Consider the following 1,370-nt stretch of genomic DNA (forward strand, 5'->3'; position numbering starts at 1 on the left):
CCGGGCCGCCGTCCAGCAGGGCCGGCAGGAACATCGACGCCAGCACGATCACCAGCAGCAGCACCGTGGAGACCACGAAACCCTTGTCGCGCAGCCGCACCGCCATCTCCCGCTGCGCGACCAGCCGCCACAGCCCCCGCACGGGCGCCACCGCCGGCGCGCCCGCCGGCGCGGTCGTGGGCGCGCTCACCGGGCCACCTCCGTGAACAGCTCGCTGAGCGTGGGCACCTGCGGGACGAACTCCAGCACCGGTCCCCGCCGCAGCGCCTCGGCGAGCAGCTCCTGACCGCGGTCGGGGTCGGCCAGCTCCACGACGGCGCGCGAACCCGCCACCGACACCACCCGCACCCCCGGCACCCGCCCCAGCCAGTCGCCGTCCGGGGCCAGCGGCGCACCGACGTCCAGGGTGAAGCGGGAGCGGGCACCGGCCCGGCGCAGCTGCTCCGGCTCCCCGGCCGCCACCACCCGCCCCGAGTGCAGCACCACGAGCTCGTCGCACAGCCGGTCCACCAGGTCCAGCTGGTGGCTGGAGAAGAGGACGCCGACACCCGCCGCCGCCCGCTCGCGCAGCAGCTGCGCCATCGCGTCCACCGCGATCGGGTCCAGCCCGCTGAAGGGCTCGTCGAGGACGAGCAGCTCCGGGTCGTGCACCAGCGCCGCCGCGATCTGCACCCGCTGCTGGTTGCCCAGCGACAGGGACTCCAGCTGCTCCTTCGCCCGCGCCGCCAGCCCCAGCCGCTCCAGCAGCTCCCCGGTGCGCAGCTGGGCGGTGCGCCGGTCCACGCCGTGCAGCCGGGCGAGGTAGACGAGCTGCTCGGCGAGCTGGCCCTTGGGGTAGAGGCCGCGCTCCTCCGGCATGTAGCCGAAGCGGCGGCGCACCGCGAGGTCCGGCACCGCGCCGCGCCACGTGACGGTGCCGGAGTCCTGCGCCAGCACGCCCAGCACGATCCGCATCGTCGTCGTCTTGCCGGCGCCGTTGGCACCGACGAAGCCGACGACGCGACCGGCGGGCACGCTCAGGCTCACCCCGTCCAGGGCCAGGCGGTCCCCGAACCGCCTCGTCACGGAATCCACGATCAACATGGCCGGAGCCTATGAGCGCCGCCGGACCCGCACCTCCCCCGTTCGGCGCATCGACGGGGAACGGAGGGGCTACCCGCGGTGAGGTCCTCGGGCGGGCCTCAGCCCCAGCCCAGCGCGCGGCAGGCCGCCGCCACCGCGGCACCGACCAGCACCACGACGACGAACGGGGCGCGCAGCAGCAGCGCCACCGCGGCCGCCACCAGCGCCGCCACCCGCGCGTCGAGGACGACGGCGCCGGTGCCGCCGACGGTCTGCACGGCCACCAGCGCGGCGAGCAACCCCACGGT

At 76.2% G+C, this 1,370-nt stretch carries 1 protein-coding gene and 2 pseudogenes; all 3 read right to left on the reverse strand.

Translation table 11 applies throughout. The annotated features are described in order from the left end of the window. Positions 1 to 190 (reverse strand): annotated as a pseudogene (locus ABEB16_RS09970) (ABC transporter permease); the annotation flags it as partial. Beyond that, positions 187 to 1,083, reverse strand: a complete 897-nt coding sequence (locus ABEB16_RS09975; RefSeq protein ID WP_345712105.1) for an ABC transporter ATP-binding protein — start codon at positions 1,081 to 1,083, stop codon at positions 187 to 189. The pseudogene ABEB16_RS09970 and the gene ABEB16_RS09975, both read right to left, overlap by 4 nt. Before the next feature lie 98 nt (positions 1,084 to 1,181). After that, a pseudogene (locus tag ABEB16_RS09980) lies at positions 1,182 to 1,370 on the reverse strand (AzlD domain-containing protein); the annotation flags it as partial.

This window comes from Kineococcus glutinatus (genome assembly GCF_039542765.1).
Taxonomy (GTDB): Bacteria; Actinomycetota; Actinomycetes; order Actinomycetales; family Kineococcaceae; genus Kineococcus_A; species Kineococcus_A glutinatus.